The 21778-nt window shown below is 73.8% G+C and carries 22 protein-coding genes and 1 other RNA gene; 9 read left to right on the top strand and 14 right to left on the bottom strand.

The window, feature by feature from the left end; all coding sequences use genetic code 11:
* Positions 1-46: 46 nt before the first annotated feature.
* Positions 47-790, bottom strand: a complete 744-nt coding sequence (locus tag SNA_RS08225) for a bifunctional DNA primase/polymerase (protein ID WP_030070537.1) — start codon at positions 788-790, stop codon at positions 47-49.
* Positions 791-930: 140 nt separating this feature from the next.
* Positions 931-1539 carry a TetR/AcrR family transcriptional regulator gene (locus SNA_RS08220; protein ID WP_030070538.1) on the bottom strand — a complete coding sequence of 203 codons (609 nt, stop codon included), beginning with the start codon at positions 1537-1539 and terminating at the stop codon, positions 931-933.
* Positions 1540-1675: 136 nt separating this feature from the next.
* Between SNA_RS08220 and SNA_RS08215 the strand changes: the two genes are divergently transcribed.
* Positions 1676-1855: a DUF6243 family protein gene (locus SNA_RS08215; protein WP_044363986.1), complete on the top strand. Its 180-nt coding sequence runs from the start codon at positions 1676-1678 to the stop codon at positions 1853-1855.
* Between the two features lie 24 nt (positions 1856-1879).
* Here SNA_RS08215 and SNA_RS08210 read toward each other — a convergent pair whose 3' ends face one another.
* From SNA_RS08210 to SNA_RS08200, 3 genes are all read right to left on the bottom strand, one after another.
* A complete protein-coding gene (locus SNA_RS08210) occupies positions 1880-2830 on the bottom strand; it encodes a small ribosomal subunit Rsm22 family protein (RefSeq protein WP_030070539.1) in 951 nt (316 codons plus the stop codon).
* Positions 2831-2887: 57 nt separating this feature from the next.
* Positions 2888-3958 (bottom strand): serine hydrolase domain-containing protein, encoded by a 1071-nt coding sequence (locus SNA_RS08205; protein ID WP_044363984.1) that lies wholly within the window; start codon positions 3956-3958, stop codon positions 2888-2890.
* A 107-nt stretch (positions 3959-4065) separates the two neighbouring features.
* Positions 4066-5418, bottom strand: a complete 1353-nt coding sequence (locus tag SNA_RS08200) for a multidrug effflux MFS transporter (protein WP_030070542.1) — start codon at positions 5416-5418, stop codon at positions 4066-4068.
* A 216-nt stretch (positions 5419-5634) separates the two neighbouring features.
* On the opposite strand from SNA_RS08200, the gene SNA_RS08195 reads away from it, so the two are divergent.
* Positions 5635-6459 carry an SDR family oxidoreductase gene (locus SNA_RS08195; RefSeq protein WP_037793045.1) on the top strand — a complete coding sequence of 275 codons (825 nt, stop codon included), beginning with the start codon at positions 5635-5637 and terminating at the stop codon, positions 6457-6459.
* A gap of 73 nt (positions 6460-6532) precedes the next feature.
* Complete coding sequence (locus SNA_RS08190; protein ID WP_044363982.1) at positions 6533-7447, top strand: PhzF family phenazine biosynthesis protein; 915 nt, start codon at positions 6533-6535, stop codon at positions 7445-7447.
* Between the two features lie 37 nt (positions 7448-7484).
* Here SNA_RS08190 and SNA_RS08185 read toward each other — a convergent pair whose 3' ends face one another.
* Together SNA_RS08185 and rnpB are read right to left on the bottom strand one after the other, a co-directional pair.
* Positions 7485-7802, bottom strand: coding sequence for a hypothetical protein (locus tag SNA_RS08185; RefSeq protein ID WP_157879869.1), 318 nt, complete (start codon positions 7800-7802; stop codon positions 7485-7487).
* Between the two features lie 101 nt (positions 7803-7903).
* Positions 7904-8305: RNase P RNA component class A (rnpB, locus tag SNA_RS38205), an RNA gene on the bottom strand.
* A 77-nt stretch (positions 8306-8382) separates the two neighbouring features.
* Here rnpB and SNA_RS08180 point away from each other — a divergent pair.
* Positions 8383-9195: a MerR family transcriptional regulator gene (locus SNA_RS08180; protein ID WP_030070546.1), complete on the top strand. Its 813-nt coding sequence runs from the start codon at positions 8383-8385 to the stop codon at positions 9193-9195.
* A complete protein-coding gene (locus SNA_RS08175) occupies positions 9192-9815 on the top strand; it encodes a hypothetical protein (RefSeq protein WP_044363980.1) in 624 nt (207 codons plus the stop codon). The genes SNA_RS08180 and SNA_RS08175 overlap by 4 nt, the downstream gene beginning before the upstream one ends.
* Here SNA_RS08175 and SNA_RS08170 read toward each other — a convergent pair.
* Positions 9802-11388, bottom strand: coding sequence for an RNB domain-containing ribonuclease (locus SNA_RS08170; protein WP_044363978.1), 1587 nt, complete (start codon positions 11386-11388; stop codon positions 9802-9804). The genes SNA_RS08175 and SNA_RS08170 overlap by 14 nt on opposite strands.
* Before the next feature lie 289 nt (positions 11389-11677).
* On the opposite strand from SNA_RS08170, the gene yaaA reads away from it, so the two are divergent.
* Both yaaA and eda read left to right on the top strand, forming a co-directional pair.
* Positions 11678-12475 carry a peroxide stress protein YaaA gene (yaaA, locus tag SNA_RS08165; protein ID WP_030070550.1) on the top strand — a complete coding sequence of 266 codons (798 nt, stop codon included), beginning with the start codon at positions 11678-11680 and terminating at the stop codon, positions 12473-12475.
* 61 nt (positions 12476-12536) lie between these two features.
* The gene (eda, locus tag SNA_RS08160) at positions 12537-13175 is read left to right on the top strand and encodes a bifunctional 4-hydroxy-2-oxoglutarate aldolase/2-dehydro-3-deoxy-phosphogluconate aldolase (RefSeq protein WP_030070551.1); all 639 of its coding nucleotides are present in this window, start codon (positions 12537-12539) and stop codon (positions 13173-13175) included.
* An 87-nt stretch (positions 13176-13262) separates the two neighbouring features.
* Here the strand turns inward: eda and SNA_RS08155 are convergent, their stop codons facing one another.
* Genes SNA_RS08155 through SNA_RS08145 form a run of 3 tightly spaced genes read right to left on the bottom strand, consistent with a single transcriptional unit; the run spans position 13263 to position 16084 of the window.
* Entirely contained in the window at positions 13263-14447 is a 1185-nt protein-coding gene (locus tag SNA_RS08155; RefSeq protein ID WP_044363976.1) for a bifunctional RNase H/acid phosphatase, read from the bottom strand.
* Between the two features lie 3 nt (positions 14448-14450).
* Positions 14451-15194 carry a zinc ribbon domain-containing protein gene (locus tag SNA_RS08150; protein ID WP_030070555.1) on the bottom strand — a complete coding sequence of 248 codons (744 nt, stop codon included), beginning with the start codon at positions 15192-15194 and terminating at the stop codon, positions 14451-14453.
* Positions 15191-16084, bottom strand: a complete 894-nt coding sequence (locus tag SNA_RS08145; protein ID WP_030070556.1) for a Nif3-like dinuclear metal center hexameric protein — start codon at positions 16082-16084, stop codon at positions 15191-15193. Before SNA_RS08145 ends, SNA_RS08150 begins: the two co-directional genes overlap by 4 nt.
* 202 nt (positions 16085-16286) lie before the next feature.
* Here SNA_RS08145 and SNA_RS08140 point away from each other — a divergent pair, with 202 nt between their 5' ends.
* A complete protein-coding gene (locus SNA_RS08140; RefSeq protein ID WP_030070557.1) occupies positions 16287-17801 on the top strand; it encodes a hypothetical protein in 1515 nt (504 codons plus the stop codon).
* An 8-nt stretch (positions 17802-17809) separates the two neighbouring features.
* Positions 17810-17977 (top strand): hypothetical protein, encoded by a 168-nt coding sequence (locus SNA_RS43120; protein WP_198534997.1) that lies wholly within the window; start codon positions 17810-17812, stop codon positions 17975-17977.
* Between the two features lie 192 nt (positions 17978-18169).
* Here the strand turns inward: SNA_RS43120 and SNA_RS08135 are convergent, their stop codons facing one another.
* The 3 genes from SNA_RS08135 to SNA_RS08125 all read right to left on the bottom strand — a co-directional run bounded on the left by SNA_RS08135 (position 18170) and on the right by SNA_RS08125 (position 21335).
* Positions 18170-19147 (bottom strand): 3-oxoacyl-ACP reductase, encoded by a 978-nt coding sequence (locus SNA_RS08135; protein WP_044363974.1) that lies wholly within the window; start codon positions 19145-19147, stop codon positions 18170-18172.
* Positions 19148-19239: 92 nt separating this feature from the next.
* Entirely contained in the window at positions 19240-20316 is a 1077-nt protein-coding gene (locus SNA_RS08130; RefSeq protein ID WP_030070560.1) for a Zn-dependent alcohol dehydrogenase, read from the bottom strand.
* Positions 20317-20459: 143 nt separating this feature from the next.
* Complete coding sequence (locus tag SNA_RS08125) at positions 20460-21335, bottom strand: MaoC/PaaZ C-terminal domain-containing protein (protein ID WP_044363973.1); 876 nt, start codon at positions 21333-21335, stop codon at positions 20460-20462.
* Positions 21336-21778: the final 443 nt, after the last annotated feature.

The raw sequence follows: 21778 nt of genomic DNA, 5'->3' as shown, positions 1-21778 counted from the left end.
CCCGTGGACCGGTGGCCCCGTACCCCTCGGGCGTACGGGGCCGGTCTCAGCGGCCGATCGGCCAGGCCGTCGTCTCGTGGTCGGGAGCGCCCTCCAGGTACTGGGCGCAGGCGTCGGTGAGCGATTCCAGCAGCGTCAGCGGATCGGGCAGCGGCCGCTCGGGGCCACGCAGCCAGGTGACGGCGGGCTGCTCACCGGGGAGGGTCGAGGGGGGCAGCAGGACGTAGCTGCCGCGGCAGTGCCAGCGCAGGCCGGGGTGCTCGTCGAGGGTCTCGGGGTGGCAGTCCAGCTCGCAGGGCCACCATTCGTCCTCGTCGTCCGGGGTGCCGCGGGTGGCGGTGAAGAACAGCATCCGGCCGTCGCCGAAGCCGGCGCCGCTGAGGGAGACCGGGCCGACCTCGATGCCCGCCGCGTCCAGCCGGCCGAGGGCGCTGCGGCCGGCTTCCACGGGGACGTCGAGGACGTCGTGGGCGATGCCGGTGGCGGTGACGAAGTTGGCCTGCGGGAGGGTGCGGACCCAGGCGGCGACCTTGTCGCGGTCGGTGGTGGCGACGGTCTGCCAGCCGAAGGAGACCGGATGCCGCCCGGGGGTGGGACAGCCGATGCGTTCGCAGGAACAGCCGTAGCCGGAGGGGTGTGCCGCGGGGGCCACCGGGAATCCCGCTTCGGCCGCGGCCAGCAGCAGGTCCTCGCGGCTGCGCGCAGCCGTCGATCCCGTGTCCGTATCGCCGCCGCCCGATCCGCTCTTCGGGCGGCGCAGCCACTGGGAGAACCTGCTCTTGCGGTCCATCTATCCCCTCACTTCGAGCGGTGGTCTGGGATCAATGCTGCCACCATCCTGGGCTCCAGGTGACCGGTGTACGGATCCGCGGTGAACGAACGGGGGGTCAATCCCGGCAATTGCCGCTATCGCGGCATCGTCCAGGCGGGTCAGCCGCGCGGCCGCAGACCGTGCAACACCAGGTCGACCAGGGTGTCGACGTAGTCGTGGGTCAGTTCGCCGGTGCGCATCAGCCAGCGTTGTGAGAAGGGACTCAACAACATCTCGGTGGCGATCCGGAGGTCGACACCCGGGGCCACCTCACCGGTTTCCTGGGCGGCACGCAGCCGGTCGACGTAGACGCGGGTGCTGGGTTCCATGAGGCGGGCCACGAAGGTGCGGGAGAGTTCCTCGTCGTTGACGCCGGCCGCCGCGAGGGCACGGTAGGGGGCCTGCCAGGCCGCGTCGTTGAACTCATCGGCGGTGGCACGGAGAACGAACTTGAGGTCGGCGGCGAGGTCGCCGGTGTCGGGGAGCCCTTCGTGGTCGTACTCGTCGACGACGGCGCCGAAGGCGTCCAGGAGGACCGCAGCCTTGGAAGGCCACCAGCGGTAGATCGTCTGCTTGCCGACACCGGCGCGGGAGGCGATGCCTTCGATGGTGAGTTTGTCGTAGCCGACCTCGCCGACGAGCGCGAGGGCGGCGTCGAAGATCGCGCGGCGGGAGCGTTCGCTGCGGCGGGAGGCGTCGGGGGCTTTGGGGGCTCTGGGGTCGGCCATGGGCCGATTTTAGCGACGGTGTGAGGCGAGACGTATCGTCTTGAAATGCATTGACGAGACGGAGCGTCTTGCGGCATGCTCGATATCGAGCGAGACGAAGCGTCTCGCCTTACCGTTGCGACGAAGGGACAGCTCCATGAGCAAGGGAAACGCGGGCGGCATGCTCGGGGTCGGCGGCACCCGTAACAACCTCTCCCGCGGCGCGCTGCGCGGCGGCGGGCACGGCGGCCACACCGCCGAAGGGCGCCCCGATCCGCAGGCGCAGCGGCGCGAGCTGCTGCGCAAACTCCAGGAGAAGCGAGACGCCCGGGAGTGAGGACGGGCCTGACGGACGGGCCGCTCAGGCCCAGGCGTCGCCCCAGGCCGCGTCCCGGGCGGCGCGGTAGTCGGCGCCGTGCCGCTTGGTGACGGTGGTCCGCCGCAGCCCCTCCTCCGCCGTGCACAGGTCCAACAGGACCTGGCCCTTGCGGAGTTGGGGCTTGCGGACGATCCGGGCGGGGGCGGCCGGGGCGTCGAAGGCGGTGGCCGCGACGTAGCTGAACTTCTCGTCCTCGTACGGGAGGGAGCCGCCCTTGACCTGGCGGTGCAGCGAGGAGCGGCTGACCCGGGCCGAGAAGTGGCACCAGTCCTCGCCGACGGTGATCGGGCAGGTGTCGCTGTGCGGGCACGGCGCGACGATGCGCAGTCCGGCCGCGATCAGCTGGTCGCGGGCCTCGCGGATGCGCAGATAGCCCTCGGGGGTGCCCGGTTCGATCAGGACGACGGCCCGGGCGGCGGCCGCGGCCTCGACCACGGCGCGGCGGGCCTCGGGGCGCAGCTCGCCCAGGACGTAGGAGACGGTCACCAGGTCCGTGCCCGGCGGCACGCTCAGGCCCGCACCGATGACCGCCCGCTGCCAGTCGGTGTCCGGCAGGGTCCCGGCGGCCAGTTCGCGGCCTAGGTCCAGGGCGGGCTGCGCCCAGTCCAGGACCGTGCTGCGGTGGCCCTGCCAGGTGGCGGCCGCGGCCCAGGTGGCGGCGCCCGTCCCGCCGCCGATGTCGACATGGGTGCCCGGGGACCAGTCCGGAACGCGGGCGGCGAAGGCGGTCAGCGCGGACCGTACGGCCTCGAAGGTGGCCGGCATCCGGTAGGCGGCGTACGCGGCGACATCGGCGCGGTCGCGCAGGACCGGCGCGTCGGTGGGGGTGGTGCCCCGGTAGTTGGCGATCAGCCGCTCGACGGCCTGCGCGGCCTGCTTGGGCGGCAGGCCGTCGAGCAGGCCGGCCAGGGCGGCGCGCAGTTCCTCGTGCATGCGGCCGATTTTACGGGGCGCAGGCCGGGTGCCCGGCCGCGCGCTTCCGGCACCCGCTCAGCGCAGGACCGCGCGGGCCAGAGCGGTCGCCGCGGCCGCCCGCGGACCGCTGCCGCCGTTGCCGCGCCGCGGGTGGACGGTGTTGGCCAGCAGCACCAGAAACGTGTCGGTGGCCCGGTCCAGGACCAGGCTGGTACCGGTGAAGCCGGTGTGCCCGGCCGCGCCCCGCCCCGCCAACTCCCCCATGAAATACGGCTGGTCGACGACGAACCCGAGGCCGGGCGGATCGAGCAGCGCGGCCACCGCCGCCGGCCCCAGGATGCGCGCGGAGCCGTACGCCCCTCCGTTGAGCAGCGTCCGGCACAGCACCGCCAGATCCTGGGCCGGGGCGAACAGCCCCGCATGGCCCGCGACGCCGCCCAGCGCCCAGGCGTTCTCGTCGTGCACCACCCCGCGCAGCAGCCCCCGGTCCGCCTTCCCCCACGGCCGCCGCTGGTCCTCGGTCGCCGCCACCCCCGGCGGCGTCAGCGGCCCGTAGCAGGTGCCGGTCATGCCCAGCGGGCCGGTGATGCCCTCCCGTACGAGCGCATCCAGGCGCCGCCCGGTGAGCGACTCCAGGACCAGCTGGAGGGCGATGAGGTTGAGGTCGGAGTAGCGGTATGCGCCACCGGGCGGGCCCGCCGGGGCGGCCGACTCGGCCCACAGCAGCGCCAGCTGGGCGGTGCGCCCCCGGTGCGCGTGGAACGGCGCCTCCGGGCGCAGACCCGAGGTGTGGGTGAGCAGCTGGCGGACGGTGGCGCCCGGGGCGAAGTCCGGCAGATGGGCGCGGACCGGGGCGTCAAGGTCCAGTAGGCCGTGCTCGGCCTGCTGCATCGTGGCGAGCGCGGTGAAGAGCTTGGTGAGCGAGGCGAGGTCGAAGACCGTACCGACCCGCATCGGCTCCCACAGATCGCGCGGCAGATCCAGGCCCCGGTCGCGCTCGGGGTCGTAGGCCCGGTAGCGCACCGCCCAGCCCGTGGCGGCCTCGACGGCGACGACCGGGCCGCGCCCGGCCAGCACCACCGCGCCCGCGCACCAGGCGGGCCGCCCCTCGGGCAGTGTCCGCACTCCCGCCACCAGCCGCGCCATCCCTGCGGGATCCAGTCCCGCCTCGGCCGGTGTGCCGTATCTGAGTCCCGGTGCGTTCAGAGCGTCTTCCTCCCGCCCGTGCCGCTCGCGCTGTCTCCCCCGAGCTCTTAAGGAGCAGGGGGTACCCCCTGCCCCCTACGCTGCCACGGGCGGCACATCCCCAGGAAGCTCACCAGCGCCAAAACGGCACAGGAAAACTGCACCACGGCCATCGGAACGGCGGTCCGCTCGCCCGCGATGCCCACCAGCGGGGAGGCGATGGCGCCGAGGAGGAAGGTCGAGGTGCCCAGGAGGGCGGAGGCGGAGCCCGCGGCGTGCGGGGTGCGCAGCAGGGCCAGGGTGCTGGTGCTGGGCATGACCAGCCCCATCGCGGCCATCAGGACGAAGAGTCCGGCGGCCACCGGGACCAGGCCCACCCGGCCGAAGACCCCGGAGGACATCAGCAGCAGCCCCGCCGCGGCGACCGCGATCACCGCCAGACCGGTGCCCAGCACCTTGTCCAGGCCGACCCGCCCGACCAGCACCTTGCCGTTGATCTGGCCGACCAGCACCAGGCCGACGGAGTTGAGGCCGAAGAGCAGGCTGAAGACCTGCGGGGAGGCGCCGTAGATCTCCTGGACGACGAACGGCGAGGCGGAGATGTAGGCGAAGAGGGCGGCGAAGGCGAAGGCACCGACCAGGAGGTAGCCGGAGAAGGCCCGGTCGGCGAGGAGATCGCGCATGGTGCGCAGGGTCTGGCCGAGGCCGCCGGCGTGCCGCCGGGCGGGCGGCAGGGTCTCGTGCAGCGTGCGCCACACCAAGGCGGTGAGCAGGATGCCGACGAGGGTCAGGACGACGAACACGCCCCGCCACTCGGTGATCTGGAGAATCTGCCCGCCGATCAGGGGTGCCACCACGGGGGCGACGCCCGAGATCAGCATCAGCGTGGAGAAGAACCGGGCCATCGCGATGCCGTCGTACAGATCGCGCACCACGGCCCGTGCGATGACGATGCCGGCCGCGCCCGCCAGGCCCTGCACCAGACGGAAGGCGATCAGGAGCCGGACGTCGGGGGCGACGGCGCACAGGGCGGTCGCCAGGACGTAGAGCACCATGCCGGCCAGCAGGGGGCGACGGCGTCCCCATTTGTCGCTCATCGGGCCGACGATCATCTGGCCCGCGGCCATACCGGCCAGGCAGGTGGTGAGGGTGAGCTGGACGGTGGCCGCGGGGCTGTGCAGGGCGGCGGTGACCTGCGGCAGGGCCGGCAGATACATGTCCATCGAGAGCGGCGCGAGGGCCGTCAGACCGCCGAGGACGAGGGTGACCAGGAGGCCGGTGCGGCGGGACGCGGACGGGGCGGGCGATGTGGTCGACGCGCTCGGTGCGGTCGGTGCTGCGGCCCCGGTCCGCCCGGGTATGCCGGGCTGGTCCGGTCTTCCGGCCGGGGATGCGGCCGTGCTGGGGCCGGGCTCCGTCATGAGCGTCTCCATGGGTGAGTGGTGTCCGCATCATCCTGGCACGCGCACGACGCCGCCCGGCCGGAATTCCGGCCCGCCATTGGTCCTACGCCCGGTCCTACGTCGGACGTCCCAGGTGCCTCTACGGAGGCTCCCCGCCATGTGCCCACGGAGGCTCCCCGGCCGACGGCTGAGACGGCCCCGCCCCGCCCCACGTCCGCCGTCTACCCTGCCGCCATGGCACAGAACGAGAGCGCGGCCCACGGGACGGACGAGGCGGACCGGGAGGCGACCGCACCGGCCAACGGCAAGGTGGCCGTGGTCACCGGCGCGGGCTCCGGCATCGGCCGGGCGGTCGCCCAGGAGCTGATCGCCGCCGGCTGGCATGTCGTCCTGGCCGGACGCCGCCGGGAAACCCTCGACGCCACCGCGGACCGGTTCGCCCAGGTCGGCACCGAGCGCCCCGCCGTCGTCCCGGTGCCCACCGACGTCACCCGCCCCGACGACGTCGACGCCCTCTTCGGCGCCGTCCGCGACCGCTTCGGCCGGCTGGACCTGCTGTTCAACAACGCGGGCACGTTCGGCAGGCCCGGCCCCCTGGAGGAGCTGTCGTACGAGGACTGGCGCGCGGTCGTCGACGTCAACCTCACCGGCGCCTTCCTCTGCGCCCAGGCCGCCTTCCGCGCCATGAAGGAACAGGATCCGCAGGGCGGCCGGATCATCAACAACGGCTCCATCTCCGCCCATGTGCCGCGCCCGCACTCGATCGCCTACACCGCCACCAAGCACGCGGTCACGGGGCTGACCAGGTCCCTTTCCCTGGACGGCCGTCCGTACCGGATCGCCTGCGGCCAGATCGACATCGGCAACGCCGCCACCGAGATGACCGGCCGGATGCAGACCGGCATCCTCCAGGCCAACGGGCAAACGGCGGTCGAGCCGGTGATGGACGCGGCCGACGTCGCCCGCACGGTGCGGCACATGGCCTCGCTGCCGCTGGAGGCGAATGTGCAGTTCGCGACGGTGATGGCGACCAACATGCCATATATCGGGCGGGGTTGAACCGCTGACCGGCCCACGCGGAGCCCTCCCCCACGTACGGGAATAGCCCCCCGGAGCGCCGCGTTCCCCGATCATGAACCTCAACGACACCGCGCAGGACACCGCCCCTACCGCGGCCCGTACCGCACCCGAAGCCCTGCGCTACACCGCCTTCTCGGCCGACCCCGAGGGCGGCAACCCGGCCGGTGTCGTCCTCGACGCCGGCGGCCTGGACGATGCCGCGCAGCTCGCCATCGCTGCGGAACTGGGCTATTCGGAGACGGCCTTCCTCACCCCGCCGCCCGCGGACCTGGGCGGCACGGCGGGCCGCGCCTTCACCATCCGCTTCTTCAGCCCGCTCGCCGAGGTGGCGTTCTGCGGCCATGCGACGGTCGCCACCGCCGTCGCCCTCGCCGAGCGGATCGGCCCCGGCGACCTGCTCTTCGCCACCCAGGCCGGCCCGGTCCCGGTCACCGTACGGGAGCAGGACGGCACCCTCACGGCCACCCTCACCAGCGTCGCGCCCCATGTCACGGCCGTCACCGACGCCGACCTCACCGAGGCCCTGGCCGCCCTCGGCTGGCCCGCCGCCGACCTGGACCCGGCCCTCCCGCCCCGTATCGCCTTCGCCGGCAACAACCACCTGGTTCTCGCCGCCGCCACCCGCGCCCGCCTCGCCGACCTCGCCTACGACTTCGACCGCCTGGCCGCCCTGATGCGCCGCCTGGACCTGACCACCCTCCAACTGGTCTGGCGCGAGTCCGCGTCGGTCTTCCACGTCCGCGACCCGTTCCCGGTCGGCGGCGTCGTGGAGGACCCGGCAACGGGCGCCGCGGCGGCCGCCTTCGGCGCGTACGCGAGGGAACTGGGCCTCGTCGCCCCCTCGGCCGAGCTGACGCTCCACCAGGGCGAGGACATGGGACGACCGGGCCTCCTGTCGGTGGAGCTGCGGGAGGGAGACGCACGGGTGCACGTCAGCGGGACGGCTACGGGGATCGAGGGCGGCTGACCGCCCCCACGGAGCCGGTAGGGACCGGGCCCGGTCCCTACCGCTGCGCCACCCACCCGGACGGCTGCCGCACGCCCAACTCCCCCATGCCGAACGGGTCCTGCGCGGACGCGAGGAGCGCCGACAGCGCGACCACCACCGCCACCAGCAGCCCGAACATCACAAACGGCCAGGCGCGGGAGGCGAACCGGCCGATCCGCCGCGCGCCGCGTCCGCGCCCCCGGGGATGGCCGCGCAGGCCCGCACCTTGGCCGGCACCCCGCCATCCCAGTGCCCAGCCGATCCGCCGCTTCCAATAGACCAGCCGGTAGTAGTGCTTGAGCACCGCCGCCCCGCCCCCGCCCCGTACACACATGCGATTACTGTCGGGAGGAGGGTACTGGCCGCACGACTGCGGCGAAGCATGATCACCACAAGCCGGGCCCCGGGGCGCCGGGGCCCCGAAGGATCGGGCGGCGGACGAGTCGGCCTATGAGCCGGGTTCTGTCACCCCCGGTCCTTGCGGGCCGAGGGGAGACGGCCATCCATCTAGGACTGCCGTTGCCGGCAGCCTCGTGCGGTCTACCCGCGGACTCGGGCGGGCAGCCCTCGATCGTCCGCGCAGAGCCGTCTCTCGACGGCTCCTCTTGACCTTGCTCCGGGTGGGGTTTACCTAGCCCTCCGAGTCACCTCGGAGGCTGGTGGTCTCTTACACCACCGTTTCACCCTTACCGCGGCCTTTCGGCCCCGGCGGTCTGTTTTCTGTGGCACTGTCCCGCGGGTCACCCCGGGTGGGCGTTACCCACCACCCTGCCCTGTGGAGCCCGGACTTTCCTCGGGGGAACCGTGAGGTCCCCACGCGGCCGTCCGGCCGGCTCGTCCGCCGTGCCGACCATGCTACCTGGCGCGCCGCGGACGCTTGACCTTGCCGCAGCGGCAACGTTTCTACTGGCCGCATGAGGATCGGAGAACTCGCAGATCTGGTCGGCGTCAGCACCCGCGCCATCCGCCACTACCACCACCTCGGGCTGCTGCCCGAGCCCGAGCGCCGCGCCAATGGCTACCGCGCGTACGGGCTGCGCGACGCGGTCGCGCTCGCCCGGCTGCGCCGGCTGGCGGAGCTGGGCCTCGGGCTGGAGGAGGTGGGGGACGTCCTCGCCGACGACTCCGGGCGCGAGCTGCACGAGGTGCTGGCCGAGCTGGACGCGGACCTGGCCCGTCAGGAGGAGGAGATCCGGGCGCGGCGGGCCCGGCTGGCGGCGCTGCGGCGGCAGGCGGAGGAGCACGGCGGGCTGCCCGCGGAGGGGCCGGTGTCGGACGAACTGGCGGCGCTGTTCGGGGAGATGGCCCGGACGGCGGCCGCGCGGCCCGGTCCGGAGCCCGCGACGGCGGCGACGGAGCGGGAGGTGCTGGCGCTGCTGGAGTCGGTGGACGGCGGGGATTCGGGCAGCAGAGTGGCGGATCTGCTCGGGCAGGCCTCGGGGACGCCGGAGGCGATGGCACGGGCGTATGAGGTGTACGGGCTGCTGGATGCGCTGGCATCGGCCGCGCCGGACGATCCGCGGGTGGCGCAGGCCGCGCGGGCGCTCGCCGCGTGCATTCCGGACGCGGTGGTGGCCGGGCTCAGCGGGCAGCACTGGGAGCGGGCGGCCGCGGCGGGCGCGGAGGCGGACGGCGGCTTCCTGGCGGCGTACTACGCCCACTTCGCGCCCGCCCAGGCCGCGGCCGTACGCGGGGCACTCCGGCTGGTCGCGGAGCGTGCACGGTGAGCCGGGGCGGCGCGCTGCGCCGGCTGGCCGGCTACGAGGCCCGGTGGCTGGCCGGCCTGGTGTGGTGGGTGGCGCGGCGGCGGATCGGGGTGGCGGCGGACGAACGTCCCCTGCCGTACGCGGCGGGGCAGGCGGCGAACATCTACGGGCTGGCGTTCGTGTGCGTGGTGGAGACCGTCGCGGTCGGCGTGCTGCTCGCGGACCGTCCGGTGCCGCATGCCGTGATGCTGGTCCTCGACGTCTACACGGTGCTGATGATGCTGGGGCTCCAGGCGGCGGCGGTCACCCGGCCGCATGTGCTCGGGGCGGAGAGCCTGCTGTTGCGGGACGGCGCCCGGACGGAGATACGGATACCGCTTGAGCGGATCGCCTCCGTAGGGCACGACCTGCGGTTCACCAAGGACGACACGGACGGCAAGGGGGCGGGTGGGGTGCTGGCCATGGCGGTGTGCGGGCAGACCTCCGTGACCGTCGAGCTGGCCGAACCGGTCGTTGCCGTACGGCTGTTGGGGCGGCGGGAAGTGGTGCATACGGTGCGGTTCCATGCCGATGACGCGCGGGGCGCGGTGGCGGCCGTACGGGCCGCGGCCGGGGAGTCCATGGTGGTCAGGCAGGGATGAACCGGACCGGTTCGCGGCCCGGGTCGGCGGCGGCGAGGCGGACGCGGAGGCGGTGGCCGAGGGAGAGGGCCGGGCCGTCGGGGGCGGTTTCGACGGGGCCGATGACGGCGGGGTCGTGGAGCTGGACGGTGCCCCGGGTGGGGTCGTCCTCCTGGGTCTCGACGACCAGGGCGTCGAAGGTCTCGCCCACCCGGTCGCGCAGCAGCGCCGCCCCCACCAGGTCGACGCAGGCCCGCTCGACCTGGTTGGCGCGCTGGGTGCCGGTCTCCATCTCGTGCGGCAGGGCGGCCAGCGCGCCGCGCACCCATTCGGCCGGTGCGGCGCCCGCCGAGGCGGCCAGGCACAGCTCGGAGGAGTAGCGGTCGACCAGCCGCCGCAGCGGCGCGGTGGCATGCGCATACGGGGCGGCGATGGCGGCGTGCTGCGCGGCGGAGGCGTCGGGCGGGGTGCCGTCGAAGACGGTGTAGCCGGCGCCGCGCAGCAGGGTGGTGCACTCCTGGAGGAAGGCGGCGTCGGTGTCGCGGCGCGGGTCGAGCGAGCGCAGCAGGGCGGCGTACGAGGTGTGGTGCGGCCAGTCGATGCCCAGCGCCTGCGCGGTCCGCCGCAGCCGGGCCACGGAGCCGTCGCGGGGTGGGGGTCCCTCGCTGCGCATGGGGGTCCCCCCGCTCGAACGCAGTTGAGAGTGGGGGAGAGGTGGAGAGCTCGGGGGAGGCAGGGTGCGCAGGATGCCGGTCCCGGAGGCGAGCATCAGCTCGGCCGCGGCCATGCCGGTGAGCAGGGAGATCTGCGCGTTCCAGCCGTAGGCGGGGAGCGGCGCGCGGTATTCCAGGGTGTAGCGGCCGTCGCGCTCGACGATCTCCTGCTCGGGGACATGGAGGGAGATCGCGCCCCGGGCGGCCTCCCGCTCCTCGCGCAGCCGGCCGATCTCGCGGAGCAGGGCGAGCGGTTCCTCGGCCGTCTCGTCGTCGAGGACGCGCTGGACGCCCGCGTAGTCGAGCCGGGCACGGGAACGGACCAGGGCGCGGCGTACGGAGATGCCGGTCAGCGCGGCGTCGGCGTCGAGGTCGAGCTGCCACAGGACGGCCGGGCGGTCCTGGTCGGGCAGCAGGCTGGCGGCGCCCTCGCTGAGGTCGGGCGGGTGCAGCGGGATGCGTTCGTCGGGGAAGTAGAGGGTGGTGACGCGGTGGTGCGCCTCGGCGTCAAGGGCGCCGCCCGGGGTGACGAAGGAGGCCACATCGGCGATGGCGTAGTGGACGCGGAAGCCTCCCCCGGTGCGCGCCGTGGGCGGCCCCCAGCCGCGCCGCCGGGAGAGGAACATCGCCTGGTCGAGATCGAGGGCACCGGGCGGGTCGATGGTGAAGAGGGGGAGGTCGGTGGCGTCCTCCAGGGTGTGCTCGGTCACCACCGCCCCGTCGGCGGCCGGGATGCGCGGGGCCCGGGCGGCGCTCTCCGCCTCGGCCTGGGCCGTGGGCGGGAAGTGGTCCGGAATCTCCAGATGCCCGCGCAGCTCATGCAGCGCGGCACGCAGCGGGGCCTCGGCGGCGTCGGTCACGTGCATATGGCGACGGGGCATACCACCGAGCGTATGGCGGGCCGGCGCCGGTGGCGCGGTGTGATCGTCCAGCCCAGCGCTCCAGGCGCCGGTGGCGCGGTGTGATCGTCCGGCCCAGCGCTCCAGGCGCCGGTGGCGCGGTGCGACCGTCCGGCCCAGCGCACCCGGCGCCGGTGCCGCGGTGTGACCGTCCGGCCCGGGGGCCGCGCGGCGTCCGCCCCGCCGCTCCCCTGTTACGGCCCGCCGCCGCGCAGGCCCTACGCTTTCCCGGGGCCGCACCCCCGCCCGTACCGCCATGAAGGAGAACACCGTGCTCGTGCTGTTGCCGCCGTCCGAGGGGAAGGCCGCGGGGGAAACGGGGCCGACGCTGGACCTGGGCTCGCTCTCGCTCCCGGGGCTGAACGCGGTGCGCGAGGCGGTGCTGGAGGAGCTCGTCGGGCTGTGCGCGGCGGACGAGACCAAGGCGCAGGAGGTCCTCGGCCTCAGCCAGGGCCTCAAGGGCGAGATCGCCAAGAACGCCGGACTGCGCACGGCCGGCACACGCCCGGCCGGGGAGATCTACACGGGGGTGCTCTACGACGCCCTCGGGCTGGCTTCCCTGGACGCGCGGGCGCGGCGGCTGGCCGAGGAGTCGCTGCTGGTGTTCTCGGGGCTGTGGGGCGCCGTACGGATCGGTGACCGGATTCCGTCGTACCGCTGCTCGATGGGGGTGAAGCTGCCCGCACTGGGGGCGCTGGGCGCGTACTGGCGGGCGCCGATGGCCGAGGTGCTGCCCGCGGCGGCCGGGGAGGGCCTGGTGCTCGACCTGCGTTCGGCGGCGTATGCGACGGCGTGGAAGCCCAAGGGCGAGGTCGCCGGGCGGACCGCCACGGTGCGGGTGCTCCAGTCGAAGATCGTGGACGGGGTGGAGAAGCGGTCGGTGGTCAGCCACTTCAACAAGGCGACCAAGGGGCGGCTGGTCCGCGATCTGCTGACCGCCGGGCTGCGGCCGAAGGACCCGGCGGAGCTGGTGGCGGCGCTGCGGGAGCTCGGTTACGCGGTGGAGGCCGAGGCGTCGGCGAAGGGCGGCAAGGCGTGGGGGCTCGATGTGATCGTGACGGAGCTTTAGCACGGGCGGTAGTTGCAGCATGTGCAATGCCCGTTGCACTCGGTGAGAAACCTGGCGCACCATGGGCGGCGTGACCAGCGCCGCCTTCTCGGTCCTCTCCCTCGCCCCCGTCATCCCGGTCGTCGTCCTGGACGACGCCGCCGACGCCGTACCGCTCGCCCGCGCCCTGGTCGCGGGCGGGCTGCCGGCGATCGAGGTCACCCTGCGCACGCCCGCCGCCCTGGAGGCCGTCCGGGCGATCGACGGAGAGGTCCCGGACGCGGTGGTCGGCGCGGGCACCGTCCTCAGCGCCGACCAGGTGGACGCGGCCCGGGCGGCCGGTTCCCGCTTTCTGGTCAGTCCCGGGTGGTCGCCGCGGCTGCTGGGCGCGATGAAGGACTCCGGGGTGCCGTTCCTGCCGGGCGTCTCGACGGCGTCGGAGGTGGTGACCCTGCTGGACGAGGGCCTGACCGAGCTGAAGTTCTTCCCGGCCGAGACCGCGGGCGGGACGTCCCATCTGCGCTCCCTGGCCGCCCCGCTCCCCCGGGCCCGCTTCTGCCCCACCGGCGGCATCACCCCGGCCACGGCCCCCGCGTATCTGGCCCTGCCCAACGTGGGCTGCGTCGGCGGCACATGGATGCTCCCGCCCGATGCGCTGGCCGCGAAGGACTGGCCACGGATCGAGCGCCTGGCACGGGAGGCGGCGAGGCTGCGCGGCTGACGGCCGGAGCATCCCGGAGGGAATGCGATGACGTCCCGTCAACTTCCTTTGGCCGGCGGGCAGTACGGCTTCGTCGCCGCGGGCCGCTCAGCGCAGATGTGCGGTCTCGTTCAGCAGCCGCACCGAGGCGTTTCCGTCCGCGTAGTACGCCACCGCCGACAGCGACGCCGCGGACAGCTCCATCCGGAACAGCGACTCGGGCGGGGCGCCCAGCGCCAGCCGGACCAGGGTTTTGATGGGGGTGACATGGGTGACCAGGAGGACTGTCCTGCCCGTGTGACGGGCGATCAGCTTGTCGCGGGTGACGGCGATCCGGCGGGCGACGGTGGCGAAGGATTCGCCGCCGCCGGTGGGCGCCGCCTTGGCGGAGGCGAGCCAGGCGTCGAGGTCGTCGGGGAAGCGTTCGCGGACCTCGGCGAAGGTCAGCCCCTCCCAGGCGCCGAAGTCGGTCTCGCGCAGGCCCTCTTCGATACGGACCTCCAGACCGAGCCGCGCGGCGACGGCACCGGCCGTCTCCCGGCAGCGCCGCAGCGGTGAGCTGACGACGGCCTGGATCGTGCCGCGGGCGGCCAGCGCGGCGGCGGTGGCCTCGGCCTGGCGGCGGCCGGCGGCGGAGAGCTCGGGATCGCTGCCGCCGCTGCCGGAGAAGCGCTTCTGGGGGGTCAGCGCGGTCTCGCCGTGGCGCAGCAGCACGAAGGTGGCGGGCGCGCCCAGATCGGGCGCGCCCCAGCCGCGGGTCACCGGGGCGGCCTCCGCCGCCTCGGCGGCCTCGTCGGCGGCGCGGGCGGCGGCGCTGCGGGCGGGCGCCCCGGCACCGGCGTCCAGTGCCGCCGTCGAGGCGCCGGGCTCCCACTGCCGGCCCTGCTTGCCCGCGTCCATCGCCTCGTTGGCGAGCCGGTCGGCGTGTTTGTTCTTCTCGCGGGGGATCCACTCGTAGCTGACCTGCCCGGGCGGGAAGACCGCCGCGGCCTCGGCGGCCAGCGGCTTCATGTCCGGGTGCTTGATCTTCCAGCGGCCCGACATCTGCTCGACGACCAGCTTGGAGTCCATCCGGACGCGGACGGTGGCCTCGGGGTCGAGGGCTTTGGCGGCGCGCAGCCCGGCGAGCAGGCCCTTGTACTCGGCGACGTTGTTGGTGGCGGTGCCGATGTACTCGGCGGCCTCCGCCAGCGCCTCACCGCTCGCCGGGTCGAGGACGACGGCGCCGTAGCCGGCCGGCCCCGGGTTGCCCCGGGACCCGCCGTCCGCCTCGACGAGGAACGTCCGCGCCATGGCCTACAGGCCCGAGTCGGGCGTACGGACCAGGATGCGGGTGCAGTTCTCGCAGCGCAGGACGCGGTCGGCGGCGGCCGCGCGGACGTCGTTGATCTCGGTGATGTTCAGCTCCAGGCGGCAGCCCTCGCAGCGGCGCTGGTAGAGGCGGGCCGCGCCGACGCCGCCCTCCTTGGTGCGGATGCGGTCGTAGAGCTTGACCAGATCGGCCGGGAGGTCGGCGACGGTCAGCTCGCGCTCCTTGGTGACGGTGGCGGTCTCGGCGTCGATCTCGGCGTGGGCGGCGTCGCGGCGCGCGGCGGCGTCGTCGACCTTGGCCTGGATCGCGCCGACCCGCTCGGTGAGCTCGGCGACCCGCTCCTGGGCGGTCTCGCGGCGCTCCATGACCTCCAGGACGACGTCCTCGAGGTCGCCCTGCCGCTTGGCGAGCGAGGTCAGCTCGTGCTGGAGGTTCTCCAGGTCCTTGGGGGAGGTGACGGCACCGGAGTCGAGGCGCTTCTGGTCGCGGGCGGCGCGCTGGCGCACCTGGTCCACGTCCTGTTCGGCCTTGGTCTGCTCGCGGCTGGTGTCGGACTCCTCGGTCTGCGCGGCGACCAGCAGGTCGCGCTGCTGGGTGAGGTCGGCCTCCAGGGCCGCCAGCTCGGCGAGCTCGGGGAGGTTCTTGCGCCGGTGCGCGAGCTGGGTGAGCCTCACGTCCAGGGCCTGGACGTCGAGGAGGCGGATCTGGTCGGCGGGCGCGGCGTTCAGCGGGGGGCTCCTGGGGTGTGCGTAGTTTCAGGGGGGCTGGTGAGCTGGGCAGACGCCGCGTGGGCGGTCCACGGGTCGGTGACCGTACGGGAAACGTGGGTGCGCAGGCCCCAGCCGTGCCGGTCGGAGACCGCGTCCAGCTGGGCGGCGGCCTGTTCGCACCAGGGCCATTCGGTGGCCCAGTGGGCGGCGTCGAGCAGGACCGGCGGGGTCTGCCCGTCGGGCTGGAGGTGCTGCACGGCCTCGGAGGCCGGGTGGTGGCGCAGGTCGGCGGTGAGGAACGCGTCCACACCGGCAGCCCGTACGTCGCCGAAGAGGCTGTCGCCGGAGCCGCCGGAGACGGCGACCGTACGGATCTCGCGGTCCGGGTCGCCGGCCGCCCGGATGCCCTGCGCGGTGGCGGGCAGACGGGCGGCTGCGTAGGAGGCGAACCCGGTCAGCGTCATCGGGCGCGGCAGCTCGCAGATCCGGCCCAGGCCGCGACGGCCGGCCGGATCGGTCGCATCGGCCACCAGCGGGCCGAGGATGCGCAGGTCCAGCGCGCCGGCCAGGGCGTCGGAGACGCCGGGGTCGGCGGTGTCGGCGTTGGTGTGCGCGACGTGCAGGGCGATGTCGTGCTTGATCAGCGTGTGCACGACCTTGCCCTTGAACGTCGAGGCCGCGACCGTCGTCGTCCCGCGCAGATAGAGCGGATGGTGGGTGACGAGCAGATCGGCGCCCAGCCGCACCGCCTCCTCGGCGATCTCCTGGACCGGGTCCACGGCGAACAGCACGCGGCGGACCTCGGCGTCGGGGTCACCGCAGACCGTGCCGACGGCGTCCCACCCTTCGGCCCGCTCGGGGGGCCAGAGGGCGTCGAGCGCGGTGAGGACTTCAGACAGTACGGGCACGGGTGGAAGATTACCTCCCGCCTCTGACACCGCGCGGCCGTCCGCCCCCAGGCTCCGCGACCGGCCCCGCGCAGCACATCCGCCCCTCGCATGACCGACGAACCGGACAACTGACACTCTTATGCGTGAAGTGCGGCAACTCTCGTTGATCGGCCGGAAGTGCGAAAACTACCGTCCCTTCCTGACTGGAGGTGACCACTCGATGACGATCTGTGCCCCCGAGGGTGCCACGGCGCTCGGCAGCCCGCACCGCCCGGCCCTGACCATCGCCGCCGACGGCTCGTACGCCGCCCGGCTCGCCCGTCACGACGACGCCGCCGGGAGCCGGTTTCCGGAGCGCTGGACGCTGAGCGGCCCCGAGCCGTATGCCGTGCCGCTGGCCGGAAGTCAGCCCGAGGAGCCGGACAGCGAGCTGCTGCCGCTCGCCGACGGCCGGGTGCTGATCCTGCGCCGCGTCGCCGACCGCTTCGCGCTCTCCCTGCTGTATCCGACGGGTCCGGGAACGGGCGAACTCCTGCTGGGCGCCGTGGAAGCGCGGGAGCTGACCCTGCTGCCGCCCGCCCCGGGCGGTGTGCTGGCCTACGCCCTGGCGGTCGGCGAGCGCGGCACCGCGCTGTGGCGGGTGCACGGCGGCAGGCGCGGCCCCGAGCGGGTCACCGAGGTGCCGGGGCGCTGCACGGGCGGCGTCTGGCTGGATCGCGACGGCCGGCTGCTGGCCCTGGACCGGGAGCTGGGCGGCCGGACGAAGACCGTGGTGCTCGACCTGGAGCGGGGCGGCGAGGCCAGTCCGCTGCTCCAGATCACCGAGGAGAGCAACGACCGTCTGCTGCTGGCCGATCCGGACAGCGGACTGCTGCTGCTCCGCTCGGACGCCCCCGGGCACGACCGGCTGGGCTGGGGCGTCCTCGGCAGCAGCCTGCCGGTGCGCTTCCCCGAATGCCTGCGTCCGGCGGACGGTTTCGCCACGCCGTTCGCCGCACAGCCGGGCCAGATGCTGACACCGGAGAGCTGCGCGGTGGCCCTGCGGATCGATACGGCGGACGGGACGCGGCTGGGCGTATGGCGGCCGTCGGAACGCCGGTTGCGCCGGTTCCCGGCACCCGAGGGATGGCTGAAAGGCGCCGGTCTGTGGACGGCGTCCGGCGAACTGCTGCTGCCGTGCGCTACGGAGACGATGCCGTGCGGGGTGGCACGGATGGCGGTGCCACTGGGGGCGGAGGCGCCCGGCGGGGCGGGCGCGGGCGGCGGGGTGACCGGGGCGGAGGTGGCTGTTGTGGTGGACAGGGTGACCGCGACGGGCGTGGCCAGCCTGACCGATGTGACGGACATCGTGGACAGGGGAGGCGCGAGGGGCATCGGGGGCACGGGGGACGCCACCGACGCGGCCGGCACGGCGCCGGGGAGCAAGGGCGGGATTGTCCCGGATGCAGGGGATGCCGACAACCGCTCCACAGCATCTGCACAACTTCCGGACACCCGTACGGAACCGTCGCGCCGCGCCGCACATCCCCTTATGCACAGGCCAGTTCCCCTCCAGCAGGCGCCTCTCTCGACCCAGGAGGCCCAGTGGAGCGCCATTTCCCGCCAAGTTAGAATTCCGACGGGGGCTACGCAGCCGGTTGACCCGGCCACCGACAGTTCCGCTTGGGGGCAGCAGCCCCGGCGGTTGCTGGGGGAGGTCCCGACGCGTACAGCAGTAAGCGATCTGACGGAGTGACTCTTTTCATGTCCGAAGCCCGAACCGACACGACCGAGGCGCGCTACCAGGGGGCGTCCGCCCAGGCTGCCGAGGCGGCAAGCTCCGGCAGGCACCGTGGCCCGGCGGCCACGGAGGACGTGCAGGCCGATGTGCACGGCCGGCATCGCCGGGTGAGGCAGACCCAGGGCGCCTGACGCGCCCGGTTCCGGAGCGGCGATTTTCCGCCACCCGGACCAGTACGGCCGTGGCCGCCGCCCCGACTCCCTGGGGCGGCGGCCACGGCCGTAGTGCGTTCCGTCAGCAGTCCCGCATCCCGTCAGCCGCCGGCCGTTACCCGCCCTCCACTGTCCGCTCTCCGTTAACTGCTGTCCGTTAACTGCCGCCCGTTATCCGTGCTTGAGACCCAGCACCTCGGCCGCGCCGAAGGTCTCGTTCGGCGGCCGTTGCGCGTAATACGGCGTGAGCAGGCCGTCCAGCTCCTCGAAGGTGAAGACGTCCTTGGCGGTGTCGAACTTGGCGGCGATCCGGGGGCGTTCGGCGATGGCGACCATCCCCCCGTGGACGACCAGCAGTTGCCCGTTGACCTGGGCGGCCGCCGGTGACGCCAGATAGCCGACGAGCGGCGAAACATGCTCGGGCGACAGCGCGTCCAGCCCGCCTTCCCCCGGCTCCGCGCCCTCCTGGTATGCCGGAACGGACGCGAAGACGTCCTCGGTCATCCGGGTGCGGGCGCGCGGGCAGATGGCGTTGGCGGTCACTCCGTACTTGGCCAGCGCCAGCGCCGTGGAGGTCGTCAGGCCCACGATGCCGCCCTTGGCCGCGGCGTAATTGGGCTGTCCCGCCGAGCCCGCGAGGAACGCTTCGGACGAGGTGTTGACGATCCGCCCGTAGACGGGACCGCCGGACTGCTTGGAGCGGGCGCGCCAGTGGGCCGCGGCGAAGTGGGTGGTGTTGAAGTGACCCTTGAGGTGGACGCGGATCACCGAGTCCCAGTCGTCCTCGCTCATGGAGAACACCATCCGGTCGCGCAGAATGCCCGCGTTGTTGACCAGGATGTCCAGTTTCCCGTAGCTCTCGACGGCCAGGTGGACCAGCGCCCGGGCCTGCCCGAAGTCGGCGACGTCGCCCAGGTGGGCGATGGCCCGTCCGCCCGCCGCCCGGATCTCGGCGGCCACCTCCTCGGCGGGCGCGGCAGAGGCGTCGCCGGTGCCGTCCCGGCCCGGCTGCCCGAAGTCGTTGACGACGACGCCGGCGCCGAGACGGGCGAGTTCGAAGGCCTCGGCGCGCCCCAGACCGCGCCCGGCACCGGTGACGATCGCGCTGCGGCCCTCAAGTGGCAGTGGCTGTGGCTGAGGCTGTGCCATTGCTGTCCTCTCCTGTGCTGTCGGGGCGAGTTGCCAGGTGGTGTGCGGGTCCCTGAGCGGGATCGGCCGGCCCCAGGGGGCCGGGGGCCACGTCAGATCTCTATGCAGGTGCGCAACGCCGTACCGGACCGCATCTGGTCGAGCGCGTCATTGATCTCGGCGAGCCGGACGCGATGGGTGATCATTCCCTCGAGGTCGATCCGGCCGGCCCGCCACAGGGCGATGGCCCGCTCGTAGGAGCGCAGCACATCCCCGCCCCCGTAGAGCGAGGGCAGAATCCGCTTCTCGTCGAAGAACAGCTCGAACATGTTGACCTGGAAGGTGTCGTCCAGTGCACCCGCCCCGACCACGCACAGGGTGCCGCCGCGCCGGGTCGTCTCGTAGGCGGTGCGGGCGGTGGCGGACTTGCCGACGACCTCGAAGACGTAGTCGAAGCCCTCGCCCGCGGTGATCCGCTGTTTGGCGTCGGCGAGTTCGCCGGGGGCGACGGCCTCGGTGGCGCCGAAGCGGAGCGCGGCCTCGCGGCGGCCGGCCACCGGGTCGACGGCGATGATCTGGGCGGCGCCGCAGGCCCTGGCGCCCTGGATGACGGAGATGCCGACGCCGCCGCACCCGATGACGGCGACCGACGAGGCGGCCTCCACCTCGGCGGTGTTGAGGGCCGCGCCGAGCCCGGTGGTGACCCCGCAGCCGATCAGGGCGGCGATCTCGTACGGGACGTCGTCGGGGATCGGGACCGCGCAGTGGGCGGCGACCACGACCTCCTCGGCGAAGGTGCCGGTCCCGGCGAAGCCGAAGACCTCGCCCCCGGAGCGTGCGAAGTTGGGGGTGCCGGCGTTCATGAACCCGGCCAGGCACAGATGGGTCTGACCGCGTTTGCAGGACGGACAGCTGCCGCAGGCCGGCAGCCAGCACATCAGGACGCGGTCGCCCGGGCTGAGCCCGGTGACGCCGTCGCCGACATCCAGGATCTCGCCGGCTCCTTCGTGCCCGGGGACGAAGGGCGCGGGCTGCGGCAGCACCCCGCTCATCGCGGAGAGGTCGGAATGGCACAGCCCGGTGGCCCGTACCCGCATCCGGACCTTGCCGGGCCCGAACCCCACCGCCTCCACATCGTCGAGCACCTCGAGCTTTTCCTGCCCTGTCTCGTGCTGTACGGCTGCGCGCATGGCGCGGCTCCTCTCGGGTTGCGGGCGGGTAGCGGGGCGGCGGGCCGGCCCTGGGGCGGGCGTGGCCGTCCCAGGGGCGGGCGTGGCCGTCCCAGGGGGCAGCTGCCGCCGGCCTTTGGGGCGGCCTGGCCGGTCCCCCTGTTTCAGCCGTGCTCGACCACGGTGTCCGCCAGGACCGGCGCATCGTCCCGGTCGGCCGCCGTGACCGACACCTGGGTGCGGCCGCCGTCCTCCCACATCCGGATCCGCAGGGTCTCGCCGGGGAAGACCACGCCCGCGAAGCGGGTGGTGTACGAGCGCACCCGCGCGACATCTCCCCCGAGGACCGTGTCGACCACGGCCTTGAGCGTCACGCCGTACGAGCACAGCCCGTGCAGGATCGGCCGGTCGAAGCCGGCGAGCTTGGCGAATTCGGGGTCGGCGTGCAACGGGTTCCAGTCGCCGGAGAGGCGGTAGAGCAGGGCCTGGTCCTCGCGGATCAGCCGTTCGGTGGTGCGGTCGGGGGCGCGGTCGGGCAGTTCGAGGCGGGCGGAGGGGCCGCGTTCGCCGCCGAAGCCGCCCTCGCCGCGGACGAAGATCTGGGTGTCGCAGGTCCACAACGGGCCGTCGTCATCAGCTACTTCGGAGCGCAGCACGATGACGGCGGCCTTCTGTTTGTCGTAGACGGCGGGGACGCTGGAGGTCTGGGTGGCGCGGCCGCGCACGGGGAGGGTGCGGTGGACGGTGACCGTCTGACCGCCGTGCAGGACGGCGGCGAGGTCGACCTCGATGCCGGGGGCGGAGAGCCCGCCGGCCAGCGCCATTCCGCCGCCGGCGACGGTGGCGAAGCTGGGCAGGACGTGCAGCGCGCTCTCCAGGGTGTAGCGCAGTTCGTCGGGGTCGGTGGCGGCGTGCGGCTTCTCCGGTGTGGCGGCGCCGGCCCCGATGCCGAGGTGGTAGAGCTGGATGTCCTTGTGGTCCCAGGCGAGTTCGGTACTCCGCGGCGCGGCGGAGAGGGCCTTGGCGGCGTCGATGGGCATGGGGGCGGTAGCTCCTTCACCACGGTGTGACACGGTGCGAACGGGTAGGGCGGGCTCGAAGGGTCTGACGGGCGTAACGGGTGTGACGGGCCGGCGGATGCGACGAGTGCGGCGAGTGCGAAGACCCCGGCCCGGCCGTCCGCACCGTCGGCCGGGCCGGGGTCGTTCCGGATCGGCCGGGTGACGTTCCGCCGGGGACATCCGTCGGCACACTTCTAGAACGCGTTCTAGCCGATGCGTCCCATGTATAGCCGATCCACCGGGCACTCGGAACCCCCCTGACTCGTTGTCAGGCCGGGGGCGACCGGTCCGTGCCCCTGGCACCCGCCTCCACCGCCCCCGACTCCCCTCAGGGTGCCCCCTGGCCCCGTCTCGGGGTTCCCCCTGACCTCGCCTCGGGGTACCCCCGAAGCCCCCTCTCCGGACCCATGACATTTGTCAGG

It is taken from the genome of Streptomyces natalensis ATCC 27448, from assembly GCF_000935125.1.
GTDB classification, from domain to species: Bacteria; Actinomycetota; Actinomycetes; order Streptomycetales; family Streptomycetaceae; genus Streptomyces; species Streptomyces natalensis.
The sequence above is the reverse complement of the archived record's forward strand: the minus strand, read 5'-3'. Positions and strand labels throughout refer to the sequence as shown.

What these genes read in the sequence shown, in the direction of transcription:
- SNA_RS08190 (WP_044363982.1), top strand. Translation starts at nt 6,533, where the DNA reads ATGAACCTCAACGACACCGCGCAGGACACCGCCCCTACCGCGGCCCGT.
- SNA_RS08140 (WP_030070557.1), top strand. Translation starts at nt 16,287, where the DNA reads ATGACGATCTGTGCCCCCGAGGGTGCCACGGCGCTCGGCAGCCCGCAC.
- SNA_RS08135 (WP_044363974.1), bottom strand. Translation starts at nt 19,147, where the DNA reads ATGGCACAGCCTCAGCCACAGCCACTGCCACTTGAGGGCCGCAGCGCG.
- SNA_RS08180 (WP_030070546.1), top strand. Translation starts at nt 8,383, where the DNA reads ATGAGGATCGGAGAACTCGCAGATCTGGTCGGCGTCAGCACCCGCGCC.
- SNA_RS08210 (WP_030070539.1), bottom strand. Translation starts at nt 2,830, where the DNA reads ATGCACGAGGAACTGCGCGCCGCCCTGGCCGGCCTGCTCGACGGCCTG.
- eda (WP_030070551.1), top strand. Translation starts at nt 12,537, where the DNA reads ATGGGCGGCGTGACCAGCGCCGCCTTCTCGGTCCTCTCCCTCGCCCCC.
- SNA_RS08195 (WP_037793045.1), top strand. Translation starts at nt 5,635, where the DNA reads ATGGCACAGAACGAGAGCGCGGCCCACGGGACGGACGAGGCGGACCGG.
- SNA_RS08170 (WP_044363978.1), bottom strand. Translation starts at nt 11,388, where the DNA reads ATGCCCCGTCGCCATATGCACGTGACCGACGCCGCCGAGGCCCCGCTG.
- SNA_RS08130 (WP_030070560.1), bottom strand. Translation starts at nt 20,316, where the DNA reads ATGCGCGCAGCCGTACAGCACGAGACAGGGCAGGAAAAGCTCGAGGTG.
- SNA_RS08125 (WP_044363973.1), bottom strand. Translation starts at nt 21,335, where the DNA reads ATGCCCATCGACGCCGCCAAGGCCCTCTCCGCCGCGCCGCGGAGTACC.
- SNA_RS08205 (WP_044363984.1), bottom strand. Translation starts at nt 3,958, where the DNA reads ATGGCGCGGCTGGTGGCGGGAGTGCGGACACTGCCCGAGGGGCGGCCC.
- SNA_RS08220 (WP_030070538.1), bottom strand. Translation starts at nt 1,539, where the DNA reads ATGGCCGACCCCAGAGCCCCCAAAGCCCCCGACGCCTCCCGCCGCAGC.
- SNA_RS08215 (WP_044363986.1), top strand. Translation starts at nt 1,676, where the DNA reads ATGAGCAAGGGAAACGCGGGCGGCATGCTCGGGGTCGGCGGCACCCGT.
- SNA_RS08185 (WP_157879869.1), bottom strand. Translation starts at nt 7,802, where the DNA reads ATGTGTGTACGGGGCGGGGGCGGGGCGGCGGTGCTCAAGCACTACTAC.
- SNA_RS08200 (WP_030070542.1), bottom strand. Translation starts at nt 5,418, where the DNA reads ATGACGGAGCCCGGCCCCAGCACGGCCGCATCCCCGGCCGGAAGACCG.
- SNA_RS43120 (WP_198534997.1), top strand. Translation starts at nt 17,810, where the DNA reads ATGTCCGAAGCCCGAACCGACACGACCGAGGCGCGCTACCAGGGGGCG.
- SNA_RS08225 (WP_030070537.1), bottom strand. Translation starts at nt 790, where the DNA reads ATGGACCGCAAGAGCAGGTTCTCCCAGTGGCTGCGCCGCCCGAAGAGC.
- SNA_RS08155 (WP_044363976.1), bottom strand. Translation starts at nt 14,447, where the DNA reads ATGGCGCGGACGTTCCTCGTCGAGGCGGACGGCGGGTCCCGGGGCAAC.